Below are 2,803 nucleotides of genomic sequence, written 5' to 3'. Positions count from 1 at the left end.
GCGCACGCTGGTTCCACCAACGCACACGGCTGAACCGGGACTACGCCCTGGTCAGCTAGCAATTGGCGGCTGCCGTACTACTGTCCTGGGGAGTCGTGCCGCGCTCGGGGCTGCCCGAACCGCTGCCGGCACCCGCAGTGCACCGGGCGGTACCCGCGTCGGGTCCGTACGCCTCGCGTGAGCTGGGCCTCCCATGTGGAGGAAAGCAAATGACCCCGGTGGGTGGGGTCACCGAGGTCATTCACCAACGAGGCAGAGCCGAGAAAAAGGAAGCACGCCTAATGTACCGTTCGCCCACTTTTGCCGCCCTTTCCGGGACTACCCCTCCGGGTAGGTCCGCCCGCACCCGGCACCTCTCCTACGCCCACGAGGGGAGGCGGTAATGGCCCTCGAACGCGGGAAGGCCCGGAAGGCTGCCCGCGAGGCCGACGGCTTGGATGCACCCTCCATTGAGGATATGGAGGGTGCGCTCCAGGCTATCGGCGTGGACCCGGACGAGGATGAGGACGACCTCCGTGTTCAGTTCTTCGTGCACTACCGGGAAGAGATCCGAGAGCACATGGCTACGGTCCGACGTGAGCCGGAGCGGAAGAACGCACAGAAGGACCAGCCGATGCATGGCGCCATGGATGTTGATGTTGATATGAGCGCTTCGGCTGCCTTCCCTGCCGAGGACAAGCCCCGGCCGAGCCTTAACGGGCAGTCGCCACGCCCCGTCGCCCCGCCTAGGCCGTTCGTGCCCGGAGAAGGGACGAGCGTCCTAAACGAGGTGGAAGCCCTCATCCGGAAGTACGTGATCCTGCCGAACGACGAGGCGTACGTCGCGGTAACGCTTTGGGCCGCCGCCACGCACGGGATGCCCGCGTGGGAGCACGCTACCCGCCTGGTCGTGATCTCGGCGGTAAAGGGCTGCGGCAAGACGAGACTCTTTGAGGTGCTTCAGCCGCTCTCCGAGGAGCCGCTATCCGTTAGCGCTGCTACTACCTCTGCGATTACCCGCTCTCTGGAGGGCGTTGTACGGACGATTTTCCATGACGAGGCAGACACGGTTTTCGGCCCGAAGGCAGGCAGCGGAGTCGAGAAGTTGCGCGGCATCTACAACGCCGGTTTCGCCCCTGGCGCCGGCGTGCTGATGAGCGAGCGCGACGGGGAAGACGGCTGGGCGCCTCGGATGTTCGGTGTGTTCGCTATGGTCGCGCTTGCGAGTAAGGGCGTCGAGCTGCCCGACACGATTATGGACCGGGCGGTGGTAATCCGAATGCGGAAGAAGCTGCCCTCTGAAACGGTTGCTAACTTCCGGCAAAAGCATATCCCGGAGATCCACTCTCTCGGCCGAAAGCTGGGCGAATGGGTGGGTAAGGTGCCGAAGGATCTTGAGCCGGATACCCCACTCCAGAACCGAGAGGCGGACCTCTGGGAGCCGCTGCTAATCCTCGCCGATGCGGCGGGTGGGGAGTGGCCTACAAGAGCCCGGAAGGCTGCGGTGAGCCTTACCGAGGCTGAGGACGGCATCGCTGAGGAGGATCGAAGCCTGGACCTCCTGCGCGATATCAAGCGCCTCTGGCCCAAGGAGATCGGGAAGCACGTCCCGGTGGTTTCGACCGCCGATCTTCTCGACCTTCTCCATGGGGATGATGATTCGTCGTGGGATCAGCACGAGTACGGCAGGCCACTCACAAGCCGACAACTGGCCGATCTCCTGCGCGGTTATGAGATCGCCCCGAAGACGATCAAGGTCAACCAAGTCGCGTTCAAGGGGTACCGACTGGAGTGGTTCAGGGGGCTCTCGGCGCGCTACCTCGACCAGTAACGGGTAACGGTTCGCCGGTCGGCGGTAACGGCGAGCGGTAACGGCTCCGACCAGGAAAGTAACGGCAGTAACGGCACTCCTAGATGTGAGCGTAACGGCTCGTTTTCGAGACGTTACGTGTAGTGGGTAAACGGACTTATAGGACTAGACAAGAGGCCGTTTCGCCGATCCACCCCCATATATCTCGGAGTACCGTTACTGCCGTTACCGCCGTTACCGGCCCTCGTTGTAGAGCTGCGCAGTCGTCCGCGCGTCCTCGCCCCGGCTCTCGGGCGGTAGCTGTCAGGAGGCGGCCTGCATCTGGCCCGTACGGGGAGAGCACGCCCCGAAGCTAGGCGGGTAGGGGTAGAGCGGTGGCAAGTCTCCTCGGAGGCGGTTAGGAGTGCATAGGTAGACGCGCTACTGACAGGCCGGGTGCAGGTGGTGTCAAAGGGGCCGAAAACTGGGGTCTCGTCTAACCCTGCACGCACCTGCTTGGCTACCCCCTCCCCAAGATTTTTATCAGACTTTAATGCGCATTGTTGGCTGCCATTCCCGCACACACTGCATTGTTTACTGTGCCATTCTGCCCACTGGCCGCATTGTTTAGCGTGCCGGGCTGCCTTGTTAACTGTGCGGGTTGCCGTCCGAACAGGAGCTAACACGGGGGTCAGACGGTTAGCAGTGCGGCATTGTGAAGCACAAATGCCTGTGCGCAGCGTTCAGTTAACAAACCAAAGTGTGCCATTGTTGGCACTGGCTGCAATGTTTAGCAAAAGTGTGGTGCCCCTTTACAGTGCCGGAACGCGAGTGTCCGACAGACCTTGTCAAAATGTGCCATTTTCCGACGCAGAACCTGTGTACAGTGCTAACCCCTCTTCGCCCGGTCGAGTAGCCGGCGGATCTGGAATGCGAGCACTCGGGCCTGCGCAATCGGGGCTCTTCGAACTTGAGCGGGGTTCGCGGCTGGCGGTGACCCGGACGTGAAGGGCTCGCAGCCCATCAGTGATCATC

General features: G+C 62.4%; 1 protein-coding gene. It reads left to right on the top strand.

What is annotated here, in order from left to right; all coding sequences use genetic code 11:
- Positions 1-382 precede the first annotated feature (382 nt).
- Complete coding sequence (locus tag ACVCAH_RS37660) at positions 383-1,810, top strand: DUF3631 domain-containing protein (protein ID WP_447140980.1); 1,428 nt, start codon at positions 383-385, stop codon at positions 1,808-1,810.
- The last annotated feature ends 993 nt before the right edge of the window (positions 1,811-2,803 follow it).

This window comes from Micromonospora sp. LZ34 (assembly GCF_052981855.1).
Note: the sequence above shows the minus strand (reverse complement) of the source record. Positions and strands in the feature narration are given on the sequence as shown.

Coding starts and splice junctions, on each gene's coding strand:
- ACVCAH_RS37660 (WP_447140980.1), top strand. CDS start 383: ATGGCCCTCGAACGCGGGAAGGCCCGGAAGGCTGCCCGCGAGGCCGAC.